A 22,162-nucleotide genomic window follows, 5' to 3' on the forward strand; every position below is an offset into this window, starting at 1 on the left:
TGCGGCCATCGCGCATCACTCTCCTTCACTGGGCTTAGCCGTCTCGAAGGATCGCGCGGTGGCCGTCTCCTATCTACCCAACACGCCCATCACGGGCAAGTCGTACACCACTTCCGTGGACGCAACCCACCAGGATGTTGCGGGCGTTTCTCATCTTGGGCTCCTTGGCTCAGGGCACGCTGTATCCGTCAGGCGGAGGTAGGTGCCTGGTCGATGCGGGCTTTCTCGAGTCGTTCGCCGATGATGTCGGCAATGTCGGTGAAGGACGGCATGGCGGGGTTCTGGACCATGCGTTTGCTGGACACTTCGAAGCCCTCTCCCCATTCGGGCTCGATGACTTCGAGCCCGTCGGCGCGGCACTGTGCGAGGTTGCGTGTTACGGCGGGCTTCGACCACATGACGCGGTTCATCGCGGGGACCAGCAGTACGGGGGTGTGGGCGGCGAGGATGGTTGCGGTGAGCAGGGTGGGTGCGTGTCCGTGCACCACGTCGGCCAGGAGGTTCGCGGTGGCGGGGAGCACCAGGATCAGGTCGTGGCTGGAAGCCACCTTGACGTGATTGCTTCGGAAGGCAACCTCGGGATCGGTGGAGTCCAGGACCTCGTCGGCGAACAGTCCCGCGGTGCGCGGGGGAATGAACCGGGCGGCTGATGCGGTGAGTAGCACGGTGACGTGGCAGCCCAGCTTGGCGCGCATGGTGGCCAGGTAGTTGGGCAGCATGACCACTGATGCCGCGCCGCAGGCCCCGACCAGGACTCGCGCGGCGGGTCCCGGCTGGTCGCCGGCCGGGGAGGTCTGCGCGGGTCGGCCGGTCATCGGACGGCTCCTGTGGGAATGGCGAAGCCGTTGAGCTCGGCGACGAGGTCGAGCCGCTCCTGGGTGTTGAACTTGAAGCTGGGGCAGGGACCGTAGCCGTCGCGCCACAGTTTTGGGCAGGCGCCGCCGCAGGTGGGGTAGAACTCGCAGGAGGAGCAGGCTCGTTGCCCGCCTGCGACCTCCTGCATCCAATCGTCGTAGGCGCCTTCGGGCCGGAGATCTGCTCCTTGCGCCCAGGGTGAGGTCACATCCCCGACGGCGGTGTGGGACAGGTGGTCGACCAAGGGCTGTTCGCTGCAGGAGAAGATGTTCCCGTCCGGTGCGATCAGCTCGTCGGAGCGGGTGACTGCGGGGCAGACCACGGGGGCGGGGGAGGCGGGCAGGATCTCGAAGTTCAGGCCGAGTTGGCGCATGAGTATCAGCCACTGCGCCTCTCGCTCGGCGAAGTGACGCTTGCCGAGTTCGATGGCGCTGACGTCGTTGCCCCAGGAGTGCACGGGTTTGATGCCGAAGCGCACACGGGGGTGAGCAAAGCCGTGGCTGGCGAGTAGTTCCAGGAGATCGGTGATGGCGTCTTCGTTGTGGACATCGACGTTGGAACGGATACCGAACGTCAGTCCGGCTGTCGACTCGTCGTCGAGGGCCTGCTTGATCGCGTCGATGATACGCCAGAAGGATGCTCCGCCGCTCTTCAGCGGCCGGTGCCGGTCATGCATTTCAGGCGGTCCGTCGATGGTGATCTCCGCGTGCGTGACCTTGCACTCCTGCGCCAAGGCCCTGATCTTGCGGATGTCGAGCAGTGCACCGTTGGTGATGATCACGGAGCTCCAGTCGAGCTCGCGTTGCTCCACGACGGGGACGAAGGACTGCGAGAGGTCGCGGATGGCGGCGAAGCCCATCAGTGGTTCGCCGCCGAACCAGTCCAGGCGCATCGAGGTTGTCTGCGGGTGCTTCAGCATTGCCAGGACCCGCCGGCGGACGGCCTCTCGGTGGTTGCCGCGCAGTGAGGTGCGCCGGTGTGTCTGGCCGCAGTAGGTGCAGCCCATGTTGCAGTAGGCGGTCGGGAAGAGCGCGATGTGGCGTCGCCCCGGATCATCGGCGTTGTTCGTGAAGCGTTGCGTCACGGCCTCGAGTTCGTCCTCGGCTGCGGGTACCAGGAGCTGGTAGCGCCGCAGGACGTCGAGTTGCTGCTCGCCCAGCGCGGGTACCCGGCCTGCTTCGAGATCGTCGGCCACAGCCTGCTTGACCGGAAGTACCTTGCTGACGCGGGTCGCGTAGACCAGACGCACCGCGTCCCCGTTGGACGCGAGGTAGGTGTTTCGGCTGATGACTTTGTAGCGACTTACCTTCTCCACGGTGCTGGGGCCCCCCGTCCATCCTGCGCAGAGCCTTCGTTTACAGCGGAGCGGGCGCCGTTTGAAAACAGCGCCCGATCCGTGTGGACGTGCATGCTCCCGCTGGCGCCTGGCTCAGCAGAAGACGTTCACCGAACGGTCAGCCGGGCCACCGGCGGTGGTGGTGACGAGTGCGTCGTCGTACATGGAAGGCACCTCCCCTCTGGTTTCCATCGACGATGTTCGACCTTTTCAGGCCGCGCAATGAAGCTAACCTCCGTCTTTTTCATGAGTCATGCTTTCTTGTAAAAGGAAAACTGAATGAAACTTGACACTTCGGAGGGTTATTCAAGAAACCTTGAATCATGCGCTGACTTCACGTATCGTCCACGTCGTGGACGAGCTGCAACCCCGACGCGTGGATCAGGTGGAGGTCTTGAAGTCCTTCTCCCATCCCCTGCGCTTACGCCTGTACTACGCGCTGGCCAGACATGGCTCCGCGACCGCAACCGTGCTGGCCAAGGACGTGGGAACGACCGCCCAGCTGGCCTTCTACCACCTGTCGAGGATGGCCGAACTAGGCGTCCTCGAAGAAGATCTTGAAGCGCCGAGCCGCGGCCGCGAGCGTTACTGGAAGCAGTCGGCCCGGGGGCTTTCCTTCACCCCGGACGATCTCGGCGACAACACTGTCAGTGACCTTGAGGTCCTGCACCGTGCTCAAGCCGGCATCCACCTCGAGCAACTGCAGGAGTTCTTCAACTCCGGCCCCAACCCGAGCGACGGGTTCCGGTCGGCAGCCTTCGGTGCCGACATGGTCCTGGACCTCACTCGCGCCGAGGTCGACCTCCTACGCGAGGAACTGACCCAGACACTGCTGCGATTCCGTGATCGGCAGCCGCCGATCGCCGAACGGTCAGGAGACCCCAGCCGCAGCATGTTCGTGTTCATCCATGCCTTCCCCATGAAATGACGCCATGACTGACACCGATTCCCGCGATACCACCGCCTCGTCCGCAGCTCCCACGGCGGCCGACGCCACTGTTGTGCCACAGCCGCTGTGGAGGCTGTCGCTGTGGCTGACCGCCGAGCCCGTCTCTCTCATCGGCGACCAGATCTTCTTCCTCGCCATCGCCTGGACCGCTGTGCAAGCGGCAGGACCGAAAGGCGTTGGCCTCGTCCTCGCCGCCGGCGCCCTGCCTCGGGCGCTGCTGATGCTTTTCGGCGGCGCCATCGTCGACAAACTTGGCCCCCGCCGCGTAGCTCTCACCAGCGACATCCTGCGAGCTCTGCTGATGATCGCGGCCGCCGCTATCGCTGCTGCTGCTCCCCATTCGATTGCACTACTGCTGGCGCTGGCGGTCAGCTTCGGCATCATCGACGCGCTGTTCTACCCCGCGACCGGATCGCTGGCGCCCCGCGTCGTACCGCAGCAGCAGCTCGTGCGCGTGCAGAACATCCGCGCCCTCGGCACACGGATGGCCGTGCTGTTCGGAGCCCCCCTGGGCGGTCTCCTGCTCGCCATGGGCGGCCCGTCGCTGTCCTTCGTCGCCAACGCTGCGACCTTCGTCCTGTCGGCCGCAGCCCTGGCCGTCCTGCGCGTCCGCAGCGAAACGTCTCCACATCAGGTGCCGGAGAGCATCCTGCGGCAGGTGACCGACGGATTGCACTACGCCGTCGCCGACCCCGTGGCCCGCAACCTCCTCCTGCTGGTCGCTCTTCTCGAGTTCGCCGTCAACGGCGTCATCAACACAGCCTTCCCCGCTCTCGCCGTAGACCGCGGATGGGGAGCCCAAGGCCTGGGATGGCTCGTTGCGGTCTTCGGCGCAGGTGCCGCAGCCGCCGCCCTGGTGCTGATCATCGTCTCCCGCGCCCCCCGGCCCGGATTGATCGTCGCCGGTGCGGCGCTCACCGGCAGCGCCGTCATGGCGCTGTTCGCCGATGCCCACAGCCTCTACCTCACCCTGAGCCTGTCGTTCGCCGTCGGCGTCGTCGGCGGCGTCGTCGCCGGAATAGTCGTACCCATCATCCAAACCACGACCCCCGAAAACCTCCTGGGCCGACTCATGAGCCTGTTCGGCCTTGCCACCGTCGGCGTGGCCCCCCTGTCGATTGCCGCTGCAGCGCTGATCACCGAGCAGGCCGGCCTACGAACCGCTTTCCTGTTCGCCGCGACGCTGACCCTAATCGGCGCCATTGCCTGCACGGCCAGTACATACGTACGCCGCATCCAGCTTCGGCCGTCCAGTTAGGCCCGCCGGTGCAACGATCGCGATCATGGTAGGAGGTCCAGCGCCCGGGGAAGGCGGCAGAGAACGTCGTCTCCGACGGCTTCGGGGTGTCCTGGTCAAGCCTGCTCACGGCTGACCGGCGACGGGCGTTTCGATGAGGTAGCGGTGCAGTGAGGTCTTCGGGATGCCGGTCTTGCCGGCGATCGTGCCGAGGCTGTGGCCCTGGGCCTTGAGCAGCCGCGCGTACTCGATCTTCTCGGGCGGGTGGGCGACCGGCCGGCCGACGTGCCGGCCGTTGGCTTCGGCGATGGCGCGGGCGTTGGCGGCGCGTTCGGCGGTGAAGGTGCGTTCCATCTCGGCGAACAGGGCCAGCAGCAGGAACGCGATGCGGCCCATGCCTTCGTCGGCGGTGTTGATCGGCAGCGGATCCGCGAGGGACCGCACGCCGATGTCGCGCTCGGCGAGGTCGTGGACGAGGTTGAGGACCTCGCGCAAGTTGCGGCCGAGCCGGTCGAGGGTGTGCACGACGATCATGTCGCCGGGACGCGCGTACTTCAGCAGCGCGGTCAGGCCGTCGCGCTCGACGGTGGCACCGCTCTTCTTGTCGGTAAAGATCCGCTCGTCACCGATGCCGACGGCGGCCAGGGCGTCGAGCTGGCGTTCGAGGCTCTGCTTGGTGGTCGACACCCGGGCATAGCCGAGGTCGAGCCCGCGCGGCGGGTGCACGTCGCCGGTGGCCATACCGGAACCGTACCGGAAATCATCACCGTACGGCTATTTCGGAACACCCTTTGTGGAACGACTTCCGGAACAAGCTCAAGATCGATTACATGCCCTGTGACCTCCGGCGGACGGGCGATCGCTGTCCGCCGGAAGACGTTGTTCCACTTCCAAGGAAGTGGAACAGCCCGTTACCCCCCGGTAGCGGTCACAGCGGTTCGAGGTCGTCGATGTCTTCGCGGCCCGTGCCCGCGAGCAGTTGCAGGGCTTCGCGGAGCCAGCCCAGCTCATCGGGGTGGGTAACGACGGTGGTCCAGCGCCGGACAGCTGTACCTTCGTCGAGGTCGTCGGCGCCTTCGTAGTCGCCGGGCAGCCGGACCGTAATCCACACGTCCTCGTCGAGCAGGTCGGCGGCCTGGCGCAGCCGCATCACGGTCGGGTCCTGGGTGAGGCTGTGGTCGTCGCCGAGGTCGTCGAGGTCGATGCCGTGTTCGTCGTCCTGGTCGTGCTCGGCAACCAGGCCGGCGGTGCAGACCACGGCGAGCCGGGGCTGCTGCTGCGCGGGTGGGTGCAGGCCTTCGGCGACCCCGCAGTACTGCTCGTAGGCGGCCTGTGGGTGCAGCCCGAGGAACTCGCCGAACTGCCACCAGTCCGCGCCGGCGGCGAGTGCGTCGCGGACCACGGCGGTCTGGACGTGCCCGGCGTACTGCGCGAGTTGCTGCGCCGCAGTGGCGGCCCGGGTGAAGTCGCCAACGGCGACCGCGGTAGCGGCGTGCTCGAGCGCGGCGCCGAGGATGACGCTGGCCCGCTGGTGGAGGTCCTCGGTGTGGGTCATGGGCAGGGCCTTCGGCATCGTCGGTGTCTCCTCACAGCAAGGCTCAGCGGACGGGGCCGGTGTCGTCTCCGGCCGGGGTGGCCGGGCGGGTGTCGGCGGTCAGGGTGATGCGCCGGCCGAGGTCGAGTTTCACCTCGCCGTACGGGGCGATGTTCGACCAGAACAGCGGGTTCAGGCCGCGCTCGTCCTCGGCGGTCAGCGTCACGGCGCCGTCGACGATCACGTCCTGGATCATCAGGGTGTTCAGGTAGCCGATCGACGCTTGCAGCACACGCAGACACAGCACGGACAGTTCCTGCTGGTCGCGGCGGTTGCCGGGGATGTCCCCGCCCTTGCCGAAGAAGATCACGCTGTTGCCGTAGTTCCACGACTCGACCACGTTCAACCCCGAGTTGATCTCCCGCTGCAAGTCCCGGTCGCGCAGGTACCGGCACGCGAAGATCGTGCGCTGAGCCCGGCCCAACTCTTGCATCGCCTGGTAGGTGGGGTGCATCAGGTTCGCGCGGTGGAAGCGGCGCAGGATCGCCGCGGTCGACGCGGTCTTGTTCTTGATCGAGATCGCGTACTTGATCATGTGGTCGTACTCGTCGGCGATCAGGTCCCAGTCGATCGCCCGGTTCACCATCGCCGGCGCCAGCCCGGGGTACGCGTCGCGCCAGCCCGATCCGGCCGGGTACAGCCGCAGGTGGTTGATCCGCTTGATCCGCGGCAGCAGATCGAAGCCCAGCAGCCGGGTCAACCCGAAGCCGATCACCGACTGGCCGTGAGTGTCGACGTAGTTGGCGGCCACGTCCATCTCGGTGCCGTGGTGCATCGCCCCGTCGACCATTGCAGCGACCTCGGATGCGGTGCAGTTGAGCAACTGGGAATGTATGACCATGCTCTTGCGCTCGACGTGCCAGTAGATCAGCACACCACGGCCGCGGTAGCGCGAATGCCACTCGGTGAACAGGTTCTGGTCCCACGCACCGAAGTGGGTCGAGTCCGAGGCCACCGCGGTCGACCCGCCGCCCCACAACGCCCGCTGCCGGACCGCGAAGGTGGCGTTGGCGATGTCCACCGCCAGCGCGCGGACCAGTTCTGGGGTGAGGTAGCGGCGGACCAGGTAGTACAGCTCGTGCTCCCGGTGGCTACCGGCGGCCGCCACGGCCCGGATGCCGGTGTTTGTGCCGTACCCGTGCACGCACAGCAGCAGCTTCTCCAGGAAAGCGTCCGCGACGTCCTCCCTCCCGGTCATCGCCGCGATGGTGGCCAGGCAGTTCGAGCGCAGCACCGCCTCCTTCAGCGCGTCGATCAGCGGCACCACGCCCCACCGCTGCACGATCGTCTGCTTGAGCCGTCCCAGGTTCCGCGGCTCGGCCACCGCTTCGAGGGGGGGTCAGCCGGATCGCCCCGTCCCTGCCCCGCGCGACGATTTCCAGGAAGCCCAACCCGGGCAGGGCGTCCTGCAGGGCGGCCAGCTCACCCTCGTGCTCAGCGCGGACCTGCTCGATGAACTCGGTCGCATCGAGGGGTTTGGCGAGTGCGGCGTAGTGCTCACGGCGGCGCTCGGCGAAGTCCGGCTGCAGGTCCTCCTCCGGGTTGCGGAACTCCGCAGCGCCGGCCACCCAGATGCCCTTGCAGCGCAGCTGGTCACACAAGGCTTCCAGGGTGCGCAGCTCGTAGATCGCCCGCACTACCCGCTTGGATCCGCCGCGGGCGGTGCGGTAGACCAGCGACTCCCAGTCCCCGGCCAGACCGCGGTGTCGCGGCACCACCTCCCCCTCTGGGTAGTAGGTGAACTGGGCGTCGTCGGCGTAACGGCACACCAGCTTGACCGCGTCCAGCACCGGCTGGTGCGAGTTCTCGCACCGGAACTCAAGCACATCCAGCAGCCGGATCAGGCCCTGCCGGTAGTGGCGGGTGTAGGACTCCCGGTAGGTGGCCTGCACCTTCGTCTGGATCGCCGTGCGCCCGGACCTAAACTCGGCCGCCAGGTTGCGCAGGTTATCCGAGCCGACCAGCGGGAACACCACCTGCCGCACGGTCTCGTCCGGGCGACGCAGCGCGGCGTCGGCGACCTTCAGCAGCAGGTTCTCCTTGCCGCCCACCCGGGTGAACTCCGCGGCCAGTTGCCGGAACACCTTCTTCTCCGCGCGCAGCCCGATCCGGTGCACCGTCGAGATCAGCAGCTGCGCCAGCTGATCGGTGATCTCCTGCTGCCGGGCCACCAGCAGCGCGGCCAGCATCGCCGCCTGTACCGGCACCGAGCGCCGGCGCACGTGGCTCGGTGACTCGATCAACGCCAGGTGCCGCCACTCCGCGACCACCTTCACCGCGATGTCGTTGAACAGACCCTCCGGCAGCGCGAACGCGCGGATCGCCTCCAGCTTGGCGACCTCGTCCAGCATCGTCTTCAAGCTCACGTCCCCGGCCGCGGTTTTGATCCAGCGCAGCAGACTCGGATCCTCCACCTTGCCATCGACGCCGTCCGGATCGTCGCCGGTCTGCACCAGCCCGAGCAGCCGGCCCAGCACGCCGGGGTCGAGCCGGCCGGCGACCCGGGCCGCGACGGACTCCCCGCCCTGGGCCAGTGCGCTGGCCACCAAGCGGTCAAGCTGCCCTGGCGTTGGCGGCTCCAGCTGCCGGGTACGGCACTCGGCCAGGAAGTGCTCGCGGACCAGCTCCGGCCGGCGGACCCGCTGCGCAAAGTCCCCGGCCAGCCAGTCGGTCAGCTTGTCGAAGTCAGCAACCGTAAACGTCCGGAAGCCGAAAAACCGGCGGATCTCCGCCCGGTGCCGCTTGATCGTGGGCCCGTCCCACGCGTAGAAGCCCAGATCGGACGGCGGCACATTCACCTGCGCCGCCACGAACTCCACAACCTCGTCACGCAGCTCCGTCCGCGCGCGCGGGAACCGGCCGAACCGGCCGTAGAACTTCAGCAACAAGGCGAACGCCAGCTTCGTCGGGCCGTCATGCTTGCCCACCAACAGGTTCGTCTCCCCAGGCAGCAGCGTCCAGTGCTCGACCAGGTCGGCGAAGTTCTCCGGAAGACGCGACACAGACCGACATCATTCCGCCGAGATCAGCCCAGGACCATCCCACCCACGTTGATCAACTTTTTGATCCCTGGTCGCACGTTCGTTAGCAACGCCCCTGATCCGCCGCGCGCTCCTCTTCGCAGCGCCGCGCGCTAATTATCGGATTGCTAGTAACGATAATCCGATAATTAGTCCGGACAATCGCGACATAACCAACGCACACCATAATCACAGTTATGTGCGGCCGGGCAGGCCAGGGGGCGCGGGTCCGGGTTTCGGTCATGTCCTGGCTCAGCGAAGGTGATGCGGCGCAGCAGAGTCGATGCCATGGATCAGAAGATCTGATACGGCGCAATGGATCTGATGCAGCGTGGCTGCGGACCCGCGCTTGGGAAGCTGTCTCAGGACTACAACTGGTCGAATCAGGGCATCATCGTTGACTTATCGATTTTCGTTATGCACTCTTGGGATCCATAGCGAGAATCGATATGGAGGCGTCGGTGAGTGCGACCGTGAGAGTGAGCGTGCGCCTGCTGACCGGGCTGCTCGGTGCGGCGGCTGCGGCCGTGTTGGTGTTCGGCGTGTGGCCGACCGTGCTTGGCCCGTCGGGTCTGGAATTAGGACGTGGGATGGTTCCGATGCCAGCGCCGCAGCCGGTGTCGTCCGTTGCAGTACGGCCCGACGAGGGGTTCAGCGATCGGTGGCAGGCGACCGCGCACGAGTACCACGAGCTGTTCGCGTGGAAGGACACCTCGGACGGCACTCGGGATGCCGCCACAGGGCTGCCGCCGGTGGAGTTGTTCACCCCGACCATGGGGCTTTCGATCTTGGAGCCGACGTGGACCGACCGGGTTGGCTTCGTCGGGCCGGAACTCGCCGCGCAGGCACTGTTGCTGTTGGTGCTCTGGCTGCTGTGGCGAATCGTCCGCACGGTGCCCACCGGCGAGGTGTTCACCTCCGCCAACGCCCGTCGGATAGTCGGCATCGGCCTGGTAGTGGCGGTCGGCGGTAGCGCTGTTCAGCTGCTCGGATTTGCCGCCCACAAGGCCATCATCGCCCGCTCCGCCGCAGCCGGCATCGTTGACGTCGCATTCACCTTCTCCTTCATGCCACTGGCAATCGGTGCGATCGTCCTGTTGCTGGCCGAGGTGTTCCGGCAGGGCGTACGGCTGCGAGCCGACGTGGCCGGGCTGGTGTGATGGCGCGGGCGTCCGACGAGCCTGGTCACCGGATTGTGGTTCGCCTCGACCGAGTGCTCGCCGCTCGGGGCATGACTTTGGTCGAACTCTCCGAGCAGGCGGGCGTGAGCGTGGTGAACCTCTCGGTGCTGAAGAACGGTCGCGCCCGGGCCATCAGGTTCTCCACCCTCACCGCCGTCTGCGACGCTCTATGCTGCGCGCCCGGCGACCTCCTAGAGGTCGACAGCTGCGAGGGCTAGCTAGAACCAGCCGATAGCTGAACGCTGCCGCGGCGGGCGAGGTAGGCGCGCTCCGCCGGGTTACCGGCGAGACCGATGGCCCGGTCGTACGCCGCCCGCGACTCGCCGCCGCGCCCGAGCCGCCGCAGCAGGTCGGCGCGTGCGGCGTGGAAGGCGTGGTAGCCGTCGAGGACCTCGGCGAGCCGGTCGATCTCGGCGAGCCCGACCCCGGGGCCGTCGACCTCGGCGACCGCGACCGCCCGGTTGAGCCGCACGATCGGCGACGGGTCGACCAGCACCAGCCGGTCGTAGAGGGCGGCGATCGTCGACCAGTCGGTGTCCCGGACGGACGGCGCGTCCGTGTGGACCGAATTGATGGCGGCCTGCAGCTGGTAGCGCCCGGGTGGGTCACCGCCGGCCGGCACCGCGTCGATCCGCTCGCGGAGCAGGGCGTTGCCCTCGGCGATGAGGGTGCGGTCCCATGCGCCGCGGTCCTGCTCGGCGAGGGTCACCAACTCCCCGGTGCGGGACACGCGCGCCGGCCGCCGGGCGTCGGTGAGGAGCATCAGGGCGAGCAGGCCGGCGACCTCGCCGTTGTCCGGGAGGAGAGTGCGCAGTAGACGGCCGAGGCGGATCGCCTCGGCGGTGAGGTCGACGCGTACCGGCTCGTCCCCCTCGCCGGGGAGATAGCCCTCGTTGAAGATGAGGTAGACGACCGCGAGCACGCCGGCGAGCCGCGCGGGGATGTCGTCGGCCGAGGGCACGCGGTAGGGGATGCGTGCCGCGGTGATCTTCGCCTTGGCGCGGGTGATCCGTCGCGCCATCGTGGCCTCCTGCACCAGGAAGGCGCGGGCGATCTCGGCGACGGTGAGGCCGCCGAGCAGGCGCAGGGTGAGCGCCACCCGGGCCTCCGGGGCGAGCGCGGGGTGGCAGCAGGTGAAGACCAGTCTGAGCCGGTCGTCCTCGACCGGGCCGGTCGGCTCGGCGGGGGTGTCGTCGTACACGAGGCGGGCCGCCCGGTGCCGGGCGTCGCGCTGCGACTCGCGGCGGAGCCGATCGATCGCCTTGCGGTTCGCGGTCGTGGCGAGCCACCCGCCGGGGTTGGGTGGCACGCCCTCGCGCGGCCACCGCTCCGCAGCCGTCAGAAACGCATCGGCTGTCGCTTCCTCGGCGACGTCGAGGTCGCCGAAGCGGCGCGCGAGACCGGCCACCAGCCGCGCCCACTCCTCGTGGTGGGCACGGGTGATCGCCTGCTCGACGGTGGGGACGGTCACGACACCAGCGGCGCTCGGACGGATTCCGCTGTGGGGAGGGGGCGCACCTCGACGGGGCCGCCGCGCGCCGACGAACCCGCGGGCGGCACGGCGACGTCGAGGTCGGACCGCGCGCGCCTGGGCACGGCGCTCACTTCTCCCCGGGACCAGGGAACCGGTGCACCTCCTGCGGCCAGTCGAGTGCGGTCGCGAGTCTGCCGGCCCAGTACCGCGCCGTCTCGTCGTCGGGCACGTCCACGACGGCGAAGCCGCCGAGGTGCTCCTTGGTCTCCACGTACGGGCCGTCGGTGAAGACGGGTTTGCCGTCGACCGACTCGACACTGCACACGGCCGTGGACCGGTCGAGCGCGCCGTTGCTGAAGACCAGGACGCCGTGGGCCCGCATCTCCTCGATCACGGCCCGGCCGGCCACGCCCTTCTCGCGTATCTCCTCCGCCGTGTGCGGGGGCACCCACTCGTCGTTGAAGCTGATCAGGTACTCCGTCACGCTCGTCTCCTCCCAGACCCCGGACGAGGCCCTTCCCGACCACCGGCGGCCCGGCCAGCCGCCGCACACTGGTTCCACGAACGGCGGGGCCCCGATACGACACCATCCCGGCAGATCCTTTCAAGGCAGCGCCGGGCTTCGGGTCAGCCCCCGGCGCAGGAGGACCGACTTCGCAGGACGGCGGCGAGCTAGGACGCCCCGGGCGCCATCGCCGTCGACCGGCAAACATCAACGCGGTCGGCGTCCTCGTCGGAAGGGCCGTCGAGGCTGCTCGACGGGCGTGGGGGATGGATCCGGCCGGTGCGGTCGGTGAGCCGGCCACCCGGGCGACCGTTGCGCACGGCGATCACCTCGGCCGCGATGCTGACGGCGGTCTCCGCCGGCGTGGCGGCGCCCAGGTCGAGCCCGGCCGGAGCGGCCAGCCGCGCGAGCGCCTGCTCGCCGACCCCGGCCGCCCGTAGCTGCGCCACCCGGTCGGCGTGCGCGCGCCGGGAGCCCAGCGCCCCCAGGTAGGCCACCGGCAGGGGGAGCGCCACCCGCAGCAGCGGCAGCTCGAACTTCGGGTCGTGGGTCATGGCGAGCAGCACGGTGCGCCCGTCCACCCGGCCGGCGCGCGCCTCGGCGGCCAGGTAGCGGTGCGGCCAGTCCACGACGACCTCGTGGGCGTCGGGGAAGCGCCGACGGGTCGCGAACGCCGGTCGGGCGTCGCAGACGGTGACGCGGTAGCCGAGGAGTGCGCCGACGCGGGCCACGGCCGCCGCGTGGTCCGTCGCCCCGAACACGATCATCCGGGGTGGGGGCGGGTAGGCGGCGACCAGCACGGCGATCTCCGCGCCGTCCACCGTGTGGTGGCGGACCTCGGTCCGCGCCTCGGCCAGGAGTTCACGGGCGTCCCGGGCCACCGCCTCGTCGAGCCACGCCGGGCCGAGCGAGCCGTGACGGCCCCAGGGGCCGACCAGCACGCGGCGGCCCAGCCACGCCGCCGGCCCGGCCACGCAGGTGGACACGGCCACCGCCTCACCCGCGTGCACGGCCGCGACCACCTCGGGCAACCGGGGGAAGGTGTCGCGGTCGATCCGCTCCACGAACACGTCGATCGCGCCGCCGCAGGTCAGGCCCACGCCGGTCGCCGTCTCCGTGCCGGCGCCGTAGCGGAGCGCGCGGGGCAGCCCGGTGGCGAGGACCTCCTCGGCCTCGGCGTACACCGCCGCCTCGACGCACCCGCCGGACACGCTGCCGACCACGGTGCCGCCGGGGCCGACGAGCATCGCGGTGCCCACCGGACGGGGCGAGCTGCCCCGGGTGCCGGTGACCGTGGCCACCGCCACCGGTGCTCCCGCCTGCCACCACGTCAGCAGGTCGACCAGGTGGTCACGCATCCAGACCCACCGCCTGTTCCGGAAGATCGATGTCGGTGTCGTCGGCCACGTCGGCGCAGGGCACGAGGCGGACCGTGTCGCCCCGGGCGCGCAGGTAGTCCCGGGCGCCCCGGTCGCCGGTGGCCGCGTGCGCCACCGCCGGCCAGTGGAGACGGCCCAGCAGCACCGGATGGCCCCGGCGGCCGTCGCGGTAGGTCGCCTGGGCGAGGCAGTCGGCGGTGGCGTCGGCGGCCACCCGGCGTACGGCGGCCGGGGTCAGGCCGGGCATGTCGACGAGCGTGACGACGGCGGCCTCGGCCGTGTCGTCGGTGAGCGCGGACAGCCCGGCCCGCAGGGACGACCCCATCCCGGTCGCCCAGTCGCCGTTCACCACCACCTCGGGCAGCCGCGCCCGGGCCTGGACCCGGTCGGCCTCCGCGCCGAGCACCACGACGACGGGACGGCAGCCCGCGGTGGTGAGGACGTCGGCGGCGTGTTCCACGAGGAGTCGCCCCCGGTAGGGCAGGAGGGCCTTCGGCATGCCGAGCCGGCGCCCGGCGCCGGCCGCGAGCAGCAGTCCAGCCGTAGCCATGAGGGGAGCGTATCGGCTGGAACGCGGTTCTTCGCTCCTCGTTTCTCGTTTTTTGACTGTCCGCGGCCGGTTCTTTTCTCTCGGCGGGGAGACCGGCGCGCCGGCCGGCCGTGGACCTCAGATCATGCGCCGTAGTGCGGTCTCGACGGCGTCGACCAGCGGATCACCGTCGGTCCGGGGGTGCCGGGCGAGCCCGAGTTCGACGTCCGGCAGGCGGGGCAGGGCGTCCGCGTCGTGGCAGGCCATGGCCGGTTCGAGGTTGGCCGCCATGAGCGCCGCGACGCCGAGCCCGGCCCGCAGCGCGGCGAGCACGCCCACCAGGCTGTTGCTCTCGAACGCCACCCGCCAGCGCCGGTCGGCGCGGTCCAGTGTCTCCACGACTCCGGTACGCCAGGCGCACGTGTTCGAGAAGAGCACCACCGGCAGCGGGTCGGCGGTCACGTCCACGTCCTGGCCGATCGCCCAGACCAGCGGGCGGCGCACGGTCCAGCGCGGCGGCCCGGGAATGTGCGGCACCTCGTCGAGTACGAGATGGACGCGGCCCGCGTCGTAGGCCTCCCGCATCGCGGCGGTGGAGAGGCAGAGCACCTCCAGCGTGGCGCCGGGGTGCAGCCGGGCGAGGTCGGCGAGGGCCTGCGGAAGCCGGGACGCGGCGAGGTCCTCCAGCAACCCGACGCCGCAGTGGCCGGTGAGCACGCGCCCGGTCTCGGTGAGTGCCTGCGCGGAGAGGGAGAGGATGCGTTCGGCGTACGGCAGGAGTTCCTCACCCGCCCGGGTCGGCGAGACACCCGACGGTGATCGGTGCAGCAACGGACGGCCGACGACGCCCTCCAGCTTGCGCACCTGCTGACTGAGCGCGGGCTGGGTGTGCCCGAGCACCGTCGCGGCGCGGCTCATGCTGCCCTCCCGCACGGCGGTGACGAACGCGCGGAGCAGCACGGGCTCAAGATCCCTGGCCATAAGAAGTCATTATGCTGGTTGCAACAAGTTAAGGAGTTCCTGGAGCCCGGTGGGTGATCTAGCGTCGCTCGGGTGACCGGATACCGGCAGGTGCTCGCCGTACCAGGCATGGCCCCGCTGCTGAGCGTCTCGCTGCTCGCCCGCACCGCGATCACGGCCGACGTGATGGCCCTGACGATGTACGTGGTGCTGGGCCTGGACCTCAGCTACACGGCGGCGGGTGGGGTCGCGGCGACTCTGACCGCCGGGGTGGCGCTCGGCGGGCCCCTTCTCGGCCGCATGGTCGACCGGCGGGGTCCGCGTGCCGTGCTGCTCGTGACCACCGTCGCGCAGGTCGTGTTCTGGCTGGGCGTGCCGGTCCTGCCGTACGCGGTCCTGCTGGGCGCCGCCTTCGCGGCGGGTCTGCTGATGGTGCCGGCCCAGGCGATCACCAGGCAGGCGATCACCGCGATGACGACCGCGGGACAGCGCCGCGCGGCGTTCGCGCTCGAATCGGTGCAGGGTGAGCTGTCGTACGTCGTGGGCCCGGCCGTGGTGATCCTGTGCGCGTCGACGACGTCCCCCGGCATGGTGGCGTGGGGGGTCGGCGCGGCGATCGTGGCGGGCGGAGCCGGGATCGCCCTGCTGAACCCGCCCGTACGCGCCGAGGGCGAGGCGGACGTCGGGGCGGCCGGCGCGGCCCCGCGCCGGGAATGGCTGGGCGCCGGCATGATCGCCGTACTGGTGATGGCGTTCGGCACCACGACGCTGCTCAGCGGCGTCGACCTCGCCATCGTCGCGGCCCTCGAGGAAGCGGGTCAGGTCTCCTGGGCCGCCGCGGTCGTCGCCGTGTTCGGCGTGGCCTCCGTCGCCGGCGGGCTGATCTACGGCGTGCTGCCCCGGCCGCTGCCCACGTGGCTGCTCCTCGGCCTGCTCGGCCTCGTGACGATTCCCGCCGGGCTGGCCACCGACTGGTCGTTGCTGTGCCTGGCCGTCGTCGGCGCCGGGCTGCTCACGGCGCCGACGCTGTCCTCGGTGGCCGACGCCGTGAGCCGGCTGGCGCCGGCCGCCGTGCGGGGGGAGGCGACCGGCATGCAGTCCTCGGCGCAGAGCGCCGGCTTCGCGCTCGGATCCCCGATCGTCGGGGTGGCCGTCGACCTGTCCGTGCCCGCGGGCGGTTTCGCGGCGGCCGGGTTGGCCGGCATCGCCGCGGCGCTGACCGGGTGCCTGCTCGTGCGCCGCTCACCCGCCCGGACGCGGTCCCCGCACGGGGAGTTCGACCGCGCCGGGACGCCGCAGCCGCGCGAGGTGAGCGCCGGGACACCCCAAGCCGCAGAGGTGAGCGCCGGGCCCGGCGCATGACGCCCGTGGGGACGGTGACGGCCACGGGACCCGCGCCACCGCCGGGAGTCCGGCCGTCGAGGCGTACGTCAGGGGGTGAGCCGGCGCCCCACGGACCGCTATCATGTATCTCGTATCTGTTGTCCACGCGGGTGAGGTGCCGGTGACACCAGACGAGGCGTCGGCGTGGCAGCGGCTCTGTCCGCTGTCGACGGACCAGCTCGCTCCCGTGCCGGCGCTCGCCGGCCACCTCGACCGCCCGGAGGTCGCCCGCCGGCTGGCGGCGGCCGACGCGACCCGCTGCCCGCCGGACGACGTCCTGGCCGAGCTGCGCGACCTCGGCGTCACGGCCGTGTTCGACCCGGACACCGCCACCGCCGTCCACGTCAACGCGCTCAACGCGGTGGCCGCCCGGCACAGCGGCAGCCTGGCCATCACGCTGGGCGTCAACGCGCTGGCCCTGCTTCCCCTGTACGTCGCCGGCACCCCCGAGCAGTGCCGCCGGGCCGGCGCCGTGCTGCGGCGGGGCGGGGCCGCCGCCCTGCTCCTCACCGAACTCGACAACGGCAGCAACCTCGCCCGGACCCGCACCCGCGCCGAACCGGTCCCCGGCGGCCACCGGCTCACCGGCGAGAAGCACCTCATCAACGGCGGCACCCGCCACGACCTGCTGGTCACCCTGGCCCGTGTGGCCGGCACCGACGACCTCGGCCTGTTCCTCGCCGAGCGGGACGACACGGTCACCGCCCTGCCCCGCTGGCGTACGCTGCCGGCCGCCGCCGCGGACATCTCCGGCGTACGGTTCGCCGGAACACCGGCCGACGTGATCGGCGCGCCGGGGGAGGGGCCGAACCTGCTGCAACTCACGCTGGCGCTGTCCCGGGGCGGGATCGGCTCGCTGGCCTCCGGCGCGGCGAGCGGGGCGCTGGCCGACGCCCTGCGGTACGCCCGCGAGCGGGACGTCTACGGCGAGCCGATCGTCCACCTCGGCGCGATCGCCGAGCACCTGTTCCGGGCCGCCGCGCTCGACGTACTGGTCGCGTCGACGGCGCTGAAGGCCACCTTCCTCATCAACGCGATCGGCCCGGCGGCGGCGCACGTCACCGCCGTGGCCAAGTACGCCTGCTGCGTCCTGGCCGAGCAGGCGGTGACCGAGGGACGCGCGGTGCTCGGCGCCCGGGCGCTGGTGGAGGAGTCCGGGTACGCCGCCCGCGTACGCGACGTGCTGCTCTACGGCGTCTTCGACGGCACGAGCCACATCATGCTGGACCAGTTGCAGTGGCGGTTGGAGCGCTTCGCCGCCGGCAACGGGCGGGCGGACGACGGCCGCGCGGTGCTGGCCGACGCGTACGCAAGGGCGCCGCAGCCCCTGGTCCGCGTCGCGCGGCTGCGGCTGCGCCCGTACGCCCCGGCCCCGGCCGTGCGTGCCGCGGCCCTCGCCGCCGCCGGCGACCGACCCGCCGTGGCCGCGGTCGGCGCGCTCCTCGCGGCTCTGCTCGACCTGGTCGCCGCGGCCCGGCGCAGCGGGCGGTGGGCCCGCGACCAGGCCTGGCGCTTCGCCGCCGCGGCCGTCCTCGCCGAGGCCGAGGCGCTGCTCGCGGCCGTCGAACTCGTCGATCCCGACTGCCGTGCCCGCGGTGGCCTTCCCGGCCGCGCCGGCGCCTGGGACGAGGCCGCCCTCGGCTACGCGCTGGGCTGGCGCGGCGGCGACCTGGCCGGGCGGGTGGCGCTGCTCGCGGCCGACCTGGCCGCCGACGGGACGGCCGTCCCCGACGGGCCGGACCAGGCCGGTCTGCTCGCCGCGTTCGCGGCGGAACTGGCGCCGGCCCGGGCCGCGCTGCGCGCCCGGCTCACCACCGCCGCGTCGGCCGACCCGCCGGTTCGGGGCGCACCGGCCGCCGGAGACCAACCGGCCACACCGGACCAAAACGGCGCGGTCACGGTCGCCGGTGGCGACGGCGGGAACGCACCGCCGGACGACCGCCGGGGTACGTCCACGGCCGACACGCTCACCGGCGGAGCGCGCCGGTGACCGCGCGGCACCCGGCGGGCAGGCGGCTGCGGGTGGCCGTCGACGTCGCCGGGGCCGACCTGGGACCCGCGCCCGTGGTCGCGGGGGCCCTGGCCGCGGCCGCCACCGTGGACGTGACGCTCGTCGGCCCGCGGGCGCTCGTGCGTCCGCTCCTGCCCGCCGGCGCCCCGCCGCCCGGCGTACGGCTGGTCGACGCCCCCGACGTCGTCGGGATGGCCGACGAGCCGGTCGCCGCGACGTACGCCAAGCGGCGCTCCTCGCTGCTGGTCGCGGCCGGGGAGGTGGCGGCGGGCCGCGCCGACGCCATGGTGACGCCGGGCAACACGGGCGCCGCGGTGCTCGCGGCGGCCGTCCGGCTGGGACGGGTGCCGGGGGTGACCAACCCGGCTCTGGCCACGGTGCTGCCGGTGCCGGGCGCCGGCCCGACCGTGCTGCTCGACATCGGCGCGACGGCGACCGCGGTGCCCGAGTGGCTCGTCGAGTTCGCGGTGCTCGGCGCGGAGTACGCCCGCTGCCGCCTCGGGCTGGAGCGGCCCCGGATCGGGTTGCTGTCCAACGGCCACGAGTCGGTCAAGGGCGGGCCGGTGCGCCGCGATGCCCACCTGCTGCTCGCCGCGATGCCCGGCTACGTGGGCCAGATCGAGGCGTACGACGTGCTCGGCGGCCGGGTCGACGTCGCCGTGACCGACGGGTTCACCGGGGACGTGGCGCTGAAGATGTACGAGCGCACGCTGGACGCCACCGTGGGCCTGGCCCTCGACGCGGTGCGGGCGTTCTCGCCGATCGGCGCGCTGGCGCGGGAGCGGCAGCGCCGGGTGACGCGGGCGGTGCGGTCGGGTCTGGCCGCCGAGGCGGGCGGCGCGCTGCTGGGCGTACGCGGGGTGTGCGTGATCTGCCACGGCACCGCGCAGGCCGCCGACGTGGAGGCGAGCGTGGGCATCGCCGCGGAGTGCGTCCGGTCCGGCCTGGTGGGTCGGGTCGAGGCGGCCTTCGCGGCCTCGTCCCGGCGGCGGCGCGTCGTGCGGCCGGCCCGCGTCGACCACTGATCTACTCATTCTCGTATCTGGTTTCCAGATACGAGCGTTGATATGGTCTCGGGGATTCCTGGTGTGAGGGTGGTGCGATGTCACAACAGATGATCCAGGTGAGCGACCTGCGCCGGTCCTTCGGCGCGACGGTGGCGGTCGACGGGGTCGGTTTCGAGGTCGCCGCCGGCGAGGTGGTGGGCCTGCTGGGGCCCAACGGCGCGGGCAAGACGACCACCATCCACTGCCTCACGACCCTGCTGCGGCCGGACTCCGGGACCGCCCGGGTCGCCGGTTTCGACGTGGTCCGGCAGGCCGCCGAGGTCCGCCGCAGCATCGCGGTGACCGGCCAGTTCGCGGCGCTGGACGAGATGCTGACCGGACGGGAGAACCTGGTCCTGTTCGGCCGGCTGCTCGGGCTCGGCCGGCGGGCCGCCGCCGCCCGGGCCGACGAGCTGATCGAGCGTTTCGACCTCGGCGAGGTCGCGGGCGCGGCCGTACGCACGTACTCCGGCGGGTTGCGGCGGCGCGTCGACCTGGCCGCGAGCCTCGTGGTGGACCGGCCGGTGCTCTTCCTCGACGAGCCGACCACGGGGCTGGACCCGCGCAGCCGGCGGGCTCTGTGGGAGGTGGTCCGGCAGCTGCGGGACGACGGCACGGCGGTGCTGCTGACCACGCAGTACCTGGAGGAGGCCGACCAGCTGGCCGCCCGGGTGCTGCTCGTCGACCACGGCCGGGTCGTGGCCGAGGGCACGCCCGACGACCTCAAGGGCCGGCTCGGCGGCGCGGTCTGTGAGGTGCGGATCGAGGACCCGCGGGACCGGGCGGCGGCGTCCGCGCAGCTGCGCGCGGCGTTCCCCGACCTGACCGAGGACGAGGACGTGCTGCGGCTGGCCGCGGGCTCCGGCACGCTCACCGAGGTCGTCCGGCGGCTGGAGTCGGCCGGCGTCGAGGCCGACGACGTGACCGTCCGCCGGCCCACCCTGGACGAGGTGTTCCTGTCCCTCACCGGCGCCGGCGTGCCCGATCCGGCGGGAGCCCGCCGGTGAGCGCGACCGCGGCGCCGGCGGCCGGCCCGGTCCAGCAGTTCGCGGTGCTGGCGGCCCGGAACCTGCGACAGGCCCGCGCCGGCCGGTCCGTCGGCCTGACCGTCGTCTTCCCGCTGGCGTTCTTCGCCGGCTTCATGGTGGTCTTCCGCCGGTTGATGGCCGACTACGGCATCGCCTACGAGCAGTTCCTGCCACCGGCGATCGTCGTGCAGACCACCGCCCTGGTCGCCATGTCGGCCTGCTACATGGTCGCCGGTGACGCCCGCAGCGGCCTCATCGCCCGGTACCGGACGCTGCCGATGGGCGCGGCCGTGGTGCCGCTGGCGCGGCTGGTCGTCGACGCGGCCCGGGCCGCCGTCGCGGTGGCCGTCATCCTCGTCGCCGCCACGGTGGTCGGCTTCCGGTTCACCGCCGGCGCCGCCGCGGCGGTCGGGTTCGTGCTGCTGGCGGTCGGCTTCGCCGTGGTGCTGGCGGCCGGCTGCACGGCGCTGGGGCTCGGCGCCCGCGACCCCGAGCACGTGTACTCGGCGTTGACGCTGCCGTACCTGGTGCTCACCACCGTCTCCACGGCCTTCGTGCCGGTCGACGCCTTCCCGGGCTGGCTGCAGCCGGTGGTCCGGGTCTCGCCGTTCTCCGCCCAGGTCGACGCCCTGCGGGCGCTCTCCACCGACGGCGCCGACGAGGCGGTGTGGCCGGCGCTGGTGTGGTTGCTGGCCCTGGCGCTGCTGTTCGGATTCGCCGCCGCGCGTTCGTTCCGGAGGAGCCGATGAGCACTCTCGCACAGGCGTCATTGTTCGCCGGGCGCAACCTGCGCCGGTTCTTCCGGGCACCGCCCGCGCTCGTGTACGCGTTCGCCTTCCCCGTCCTGCTGCTGCTCACCCAGTACGCGGTCTTCGGCCGCATCGTGGGCGACGGCGACCGCCAGCACTACCTGGAGCGGCTCGCCCCGCTGGTGGTGCTGTCGACCGCCGCGTTCGGCGCGCCGTCGAGCGCCGTCGGGTTCCTGCGCGACCTGCACGGCGGGCTCGTCGACCGGCTCCGCACCATGCCGGTACGCCCGGGCGCGCTGCTGGCCGGCCGGGTCGCCGGCGACGTGCTGCGGATCGTCCTGATCGGACTGCTCACCACGAGCGTGGCCATGCTCCTGGGCTTCCGGTTCCGGCAGGGCGCGCTGGCCGCCGTCGGTTTCGTCGCGGTGATCGCGCTGTTCGGTCTGATGTGGGCGGCCATCGCGCTCTGGCGCGGCTCGGGCCCGGGCGACGAGCAGTCCCTGCCGCCGTCGCTGACCGGTCCCGCGACCCTGCTGTTCATCTTCTCCTCCGGATTCGTGCCGGTGTCGGCGTTCCCGGAGGTGGTGCAGCCGGTGGTGCGGGCCAACCCGTTCTCGGTGGCCACGGAGGCGCTGGTCGGCCTCTCCGCGGGCGGGCCGGTGCTGGTCCCGGTGCTCCAGACCGCCGCCTGGGTGGTGGGGCTCGGCGGGATCTGCCTGCTCGTGGCGCTGCGCCGCTACGCCCGCCGCACGGCTTCCTGACGCGACGGCCCGCTTCGCCGTCCGCACGACACGCTGGTCCGGCCGCGCCGCCCCGGGGACCGACCGTCCGGGGCGGCGCGGCCGGCGTGCGGTCGCGGGGATGACGTGGCGCGTGTGCCGGGGTCGTGACGTGGTGCGCGAGCGCCGGCACCGTCGGGCGCGGTG

At 71.6% G+C, this 22,162-nt stretch carries 21 protein-coding genes; 10 read left to right on the top strand and 11 right to left on the bottom strand.

Annotation, left to right across the window (positions count from 1 at the left end; translation table 11 throughout):
- Positions 1 to 188: 188 nt before the first annotated feature.
- Positions 189 to 815 carry a flavoprotein gene (locus D7I43_RS23505; RefSeq protein ID WP_120330729.1) on the bottom strand — a complete coding sequence of 209 codons (627 nt, stop codon included), beginning with the start codon at positions 813 to 815 and terminating at the stop codon, positions 189 to 191.
- Positions 812 to 2,170: a radical SAM/SPASM domain-containing protein gene (locus D7I43_RS23510; RefSeq protein WP_120330730.1), complete on the bottom strand. Its 1,359-nt coding sequence runs from the start codon at positions 2,168 to 2,170 to the stop codon at positions 812 to 814. The genes D7I43_RS23505 and D7I43_RS23510 overlap by 4 nt, the downstream gene beginning before the upstream one ends.
- Before the next feature lie 373 nt (positions 2,171 to 2,543).
- On the opposite strand from D7I43_RS23510, the gene D7I43_RS23515 reads away from it, so the two are divergent.
- Positions 2,544 to 3,119: a winged helix-turn-helix domain-containing protein gene (locus D7I43_RS23515; protein WP_158610138.1), complete on the top strand. Its 576-nt coding sequence runs from the start codon at positions 2,544 to 2,546 to the stop codon at positions 3,117 to 3,119.
- A gap of 4 nt (positions 3,120 to 3,123) precedes the next feature.
- Positions 3,124 to 4,398 (top strand): MFS transporter, encoded by a 1,275-nt coding sequence (locus D7I43_RS23520; protein WP_120330732.1) that lies wholly within the window; start codon positions 3,124 to 3,126, stop codon positions 4,396 to 4,398.
- Between the two features lie 105 nt (positions 4,399 to 4,503).
- Here D7I43_RS23520 and D7I43_RS23525 read toward each other — a convergent pair whose 3' ends face one another.
- From D7I43_RS23525 to D7I43_RS33255, 4 genes are all read right to left on the bottom strand, one after another.
- A complete protein-coding gene (locus D7I43_RS23525) occupies positions 4,504 to 5,118 on the bottom strand; it encodes a recombinase family protein (RefSeq protein WP_120330733.1) in 615 nt (204 codons plus the stop codon).
- A 187-nt stretch (positions 5,119 to 5,305) separates the two neighbouring features.
- The gene (locus D7I43_RS23530; RefSeq protein WP_120330734.1) at positions 5,306 to 5,950 is read right to left on the bottom strand and encodes a hypothetical protein; all 645 of its coding nucleotides are present in this window, start codon (positions 5,948 to 5,950) and stop codon (positions 5,306 to 5,308) included.
- A 25-nt stretch (positions 5,951 to 5,975) separates the two neighbouring features.
- A complete protein-coding gene (locus tag D7I43_RS33250) occupies positions 5,976 to 7,169 on the bottom strand; it encodes a Tn3 family transposase (protein ID WP_204985274.1) in 1,194 nt (397 codons plus the stop codon).
- Complete coding sequence (locus D7I43_RS33255; protein ID WP_204985265.1) at positions 7,063 to 8,973, bottom strand: DUF4158 domain-containing protein; 1,911 nt, start codon at positions 8,971 to 8,973, stop codon at positions 7,063 to 7,065. The genes D7I43_RS33250 and D7I43_RS33255 overlap by 107 nt, the downstream gene beginning before the upstream one ends.
- A gap of 467 nt (positions 8,974 to 9,440) precedes the next feature.
- Here D7I43_RS33255 and D7I43_RS23540 point away from each other — a divergent pair, with 467 nt between their 5' ends.
- Together D7I43_RS23540 and D7I43_RS23545 are read left to right on the top strand one after the other, a co-directional pair.
- On the top strand, positions 9,441 to 10,151 hold the full coding sequence (locus D7I43_RS23540) for a DUF2975 domain-containing protein (protein ID WP_192902250.1): 711 nt from the start codon (positions 9,441 to 9,443) through the stop codon (positions 10,149 to 10,151).
- Complete coding sequence (locus D7I43_RS23545; protein WP_120330842.1) at positions 10,151 to 10,390, top strand: helix-turn-helix domain-containing protein; 240 nt, start codon at positions 10,151 to 10,153, stop codon at positions 10,388 to 10,390. Before D7I43_RS23540 ends, D7I43_RS23545 begins: the two co-directional genes overlap by 1 nt.
- Here D7I43_RS23545 and D7I43_RS23550 read toward each other — a convergent pair.
- From D7I43_RS23550 to D7I43_RS23570, 5 genes are all read right to left on the bottom strand, one after another.
- Positions 10,387 to 11,643, bottom strand: a complete 1,257-nt coding sequence (locus D7I43_RS23550; RefSeq protein ID WP_120330735.1) for an RNA polymerase sigma factor — start codon at positions 11,641 to 11,643, stop codon at positions 10,387 to 10,389. The two genes, D7I43_RS23545 and D7I43_RS23550, sit on opposite strands and share 4 nt — an antisense overlap.
- 130 nt (positions 11,644 to 11,773) lie before the next feature.
- Complete coding sequence (locus D7I43_RS23555) at positions 11,774 to 12,130, bottom strand: YciI family protein (protein WP_120330736.1); 357 nt, start codon at positions 12,128 to 12,130, stop codon at positions 11,774 to 11,776.
- A gap of 188 nt (positions 12,131 to 12,318) precedes the next feature.
- Entirely contained in the window at positions 12,319 to 13,509 is a 1,191-nt protein-coding gene (locus tag D7I43_RS23560; RefSeq protein WP_120330737.1) for an XdhC family protein, read from the bottom strand.
- A complete protein-coding gene (locus tag D7I43_RS23565) occupies positions 13,502 to 14,080 on the bottom strand; it encodes a nucleotidyltransferase family protein (RefSeq protein WP_120330738.1) in 579 nt (192 codons plus the stop codon). Before D7I43_RS23565 ends, D7I43_RS23560 begins: the two co-directional genes overlap by 8 nt.
- Before the next feature lie 117 nt (positions 14,081 to 14,197).
- Complete coding sequence (locus D7I43_RS23570) at positions 14,198 to 15,040, bottom strand: LysR family transcriptional regulator (protein WP_120330739.1); 843 nt, start codon at positions 15,038 to 15,040, stop codon at positions 14,198 to 14,200.
- A 72-nt stretch (positions 15,041 to 15,112) separates the two neighbouring features.
- On the opposite strand from D7I43_RS23570, the gene D7I43_RS23575 reads away from it, so the two are divergent.
- The 6 genes from D7I43_RS23575 to D7I43_RS23600 all read left to right on the top strand — a co-directional run bounded on the left by D7I43_RS23575 (position 15,113) and on the right by D7I43_RS23600 (position 21,997).
- Complete coding sequence (locus D7I43_RS23575; protein WP_204985266.1) at positions 15,113 to 16,381, top strand: MFS transporter; 1,269 nt, start codon at positions 15,113 to 15,115, stop codon at positions 16,379 to 16,381.
- A 142-nt stretch (positions 16,382 to 16,523) separates the two neighbouring features.
- The gene (locus tag D7I43_RS23580) at positions 16,524 to 18,392 is read left to right on the top strand and encodes an acyl-CoA dehydrogenase family protein (RefSeq protein WP_147427282.1); all 1,869 of its coding nucleotides are present in this window, start codon (positions 16,524 to 16,526) and stop codon (positions 18,390 to 18,392) included.
- Positions 18,389 to 19,438 (top strand): phosphate acetyl/acyltransferase, encoded by a 1,050-nt coding sequence (locus D7I43_RS32810; RefSeq protein ID WP_158610139.1) that lies wholly within the window; start codon positions 18,389 to 18,391, stop codon positions 19,436 to 19,438. The genes D7I43_RS23580 and D7I43_RS32810 overlap by 4 nt, the downstream gene beginning before the upstream one ends.
- Positions 19,439 to 19,515: 77 nt before the next feature.
- Positions 19,516 to 20,466 (top strand): ATP-binding cassette domain-containing protein, encoded by a 951-nt coding sequence (locus D7I43_RS23590; RefSeq protein WP_120330742.1) that lies wholly within the window; start codon positions 19,516 to 19,518, stop codon positions 20,464 to 20,466.
- Complete coding sequence (locus D7I43_RS23595; RefSeq protein WP_120330743.1) at positions 20,463 to 21,236, top strand: ABC transporter permease; 774 nt, start codon at positions 20,463 to 20,465, stop codon at positions 21,234 to 21,236. Before D7I43_RS23590 ends, D7I43_RS23595 begins: the two co-directional genes overlap by 4 nt.
- Positions 21,233 to 21,997 carry an ABC transporter permease gene (locus D7I43_RS23600; protein WP_120330744.1) on the top strand — a complete coding sequence of 255 codons (765 nt, stop codon included), beginning with the start codon at positions 21,233 to 21,235 and terminating at the stop codon, positions 21,995 to 21,997. Before D7I43_RS23595 ends, D7I43_RS23600 begins: the two co-directional genes overlap by 4 nt.
- Positions 21,998 to 22,162 lie beyond the last annotated feature (165 nt).

It is taken from the genome of Micromonospora globbae, assembly GCF_003610785.1.
GTDB lineage: Bacteria > Actinomycetota > Actinomycetes > Mycobacteriales > Micromonosporaceae > Micromonospora > Micromonospora globbae.

Bases quoted from the DNA above. Each gene is read 5' to 3' on its own strand.
- D7I43_RS23590 (WP_120330742.1), top strand. From the start codon at position 19,516: ATGTCACAACAGATGATCCAGGTGAGCGACCTGCGCCGGTCCTTCGGC.
- D7I43_RS23570 (WP_120330739.1), bottom strand. From the start codon at position 15,040: ATGGCCAGGGATCTTGAGCCCGTGCTGCTCCGCGCGTTCGTCACCGCC.
- D7I43_RS33250 (WP_204985274.1), bottom strand. From the start codon at position 7,169: ATGACCGGGAGGGAGGACGTCGCGGACGCTTTCCTGGAGAAGCTGCTG.
- D7I43_RS23530 (WP_120330734.1), bottom strand. From the start codon at position 5,950: ATGCCGAAGGCCCTGCCCATGACCCACACCGAGGACCTCCACCAGCGG.
- D7I43_RS23560 (WP_120330737.1), bottom strand. From the start codon at position 13,509: ATGCGTGACCACCTGGTCGACCTGCTGACGTGGTGGCAGGCGGGAGCA.
- D7I43_RS23520 (WP_120330732.1), top strand. From the start codon at position 3,124: ATGACTGACACCGATTCCCGCGATACCACCGCCTCGTCCGCAGCTCCC.
- D7I43_RS23600 (WP_120330744.1), top strand. From the start codon at position 21,233: ATGAGCACTCTCGCACAGGCGTCATTGTTCGCCGGGCGCAACCTGCGC.
- D7I43_RS23525 (WP_120330733.1), bottom strand. From the start codon at position 5,118: ATGGCCACCGGCGACGTGCACCCGCCGCGCGGGCTCGACCTCGGCTAT.
- D7I43_RS23545 (WP_120330842.1), top strand. From the start codon at position 10,151: ATGGCGCGGGCGTCCGACGAGCCTGGTCACCGGATTGTGGTTCGCCTC.
- D7I43_RS23565 (WP_120330738.1), bottom strand. From the start codon at position 14,080: ATGGCTACGGCTGGACTGCTGCTCGCGGCCGGCGCCGGGCGCCGGCTC.
- D7I43_RS23505 (WP_120330729.1), bottom strand. From the start codon at position 815: ATGACCGGCCGACCCGCGCAGACCTCCCCGGCCGGCGACCAGCCGGGA.
- D7I43_RS23540 (WP_192902250.1), top strand. From the start codon at position 9,441: ATGGAGGCGTCGGTGAGTGCGACCGTGAGAGTGAGCGTGCGCCTGCTG.